Genomic DNA, 1,123 nt, shown 5'->3' with positions numbered 1-1,123 from the left:
TTATTGTGCGTCGTATATGATTACTTTTTCAAAAAGACTACGGAATTCATCTAAAAAAGCGGTATGTAAGTGGTGTACCTGATAAACATCGTGTCCGGCAAGATCCTCAAAGAAGATGCTAAGTGAAAAGGTATAAGTAGTATCAACAACTGCGCGTTCAATAGGTGCAGGTGTACCGATATGTAATGTTTTTACAGATTCTACACCCTTAAGGGTTTCCAGGCTTTTTCTGAAGGCAACTTTTTGTTCTTCGGTAGTGTCGGCTTTAAGCCAGAATAATACGTGATGAGCTAGCATATGATATATTTTTCGGTAAATATAAAAAAGAATCGGAGATAGGTCCTAAGATCTATCCCCGAAATCTAACTAGCGTGCACAATAGAAACGGGATAAGATACTGAAACGCTACAGTGCCTATGAACTAAAATTAACAACGTTAAATGTGAGTTTTAACATATTTTAACAATAAACAGGTTTTAAGGGCTTGCGAAAGGGTTAAGGTTTGTCTAATTTTCGCAGCGAAAATAAATGGTCTAAATGGAAGAAGTAAATAATACCACTGACAGCTTGGCGTATGGCACTGATATCCGTGCGCTGAACGAAATGATACAAAAGGAAAGCGCATTTATCGATCTGCTTTTTATGGAGATGGATAAAGTGATTGTTGGCCAAAGATATATGGTAGAGCGCTTAATGATCGGTCTGCTTGCAGACGGACATATTTTGTTAGAGGGCGTACCCGGACTTGCAAAAACACTTGCAATCAATACCTTATCTAAAACTATTGATGCAGGCTTCAGCAGAATCCAGTTTACACCAGATCTTTTACCGGCCGATTTGGTAGGTACTATGATCTATAATCAGAAAAAAGAAGAATTTATTGTTAGAAAAGGTCCTTTGTTCTCTAATTTCATCCTTGCAGATGAGATCAACAGGGCACCGGCAAAAGTGCAGAGTGCTTTATTAGAGGCTATGCAAGAGCGCCAGGTGACTATTGGAGACACTACTTTTGAATTACCTAAACCTTTCCTGGTTTTAGCAACCCAGAACCCAATAGAACAAGAAGGAACTTATCCATTGCCAGAGGCACAGGTTGATAGGTTTATGCTTAAAGTAGTGATCG

The 1,123-nt window shown here is 38.8% G+C and carries 1 protein-coding gene and 1 pseudogene; one reads left to right on the top strand and one right to left on the bottom strand.

The genetic code is table 11. The features are described from left to right. Positions 1–297 carry a Dabb family protein gene (locus AC1DDX_RS27695; RefSeq protein WP_172659721.1) on the bottom strand — a complete coding sequence of 99 codons (297 nt, stop codon included), beginning with the start codon at positions 295–297 and terminating at the stop codon, positions 1–3. 240 nt (positions 298–537) lie between these two features. Between AC1DDX_RS27695 and AC1DDX_RS27690 the strand changes: the two are divergent. Beyond that, positions 538–1,123, top strand: a pseudogene (locus tag AC1DDX_RS27690) (AAA family ATPase); the annotation flags it as partial.

Source organism: Pedobacter sp. 10L46_2 (assembly GCF_056395165.1).
The sequence above is the reverse complement of the archived record's forward strand: the minus strand, read 5'-3'. Positions and strand labels throughout refer to the sequence as shown.

What these genes read in the sequence shown, in the direction of transcription:
- AC1DDX_RS27695 (WP_172659721.1), bottom strand. Translation starts at nt 297, where the DNA reads ATGCTAGCTCATCACGTATTATTCTGGCTTAAAGCCGACACTACCGAA.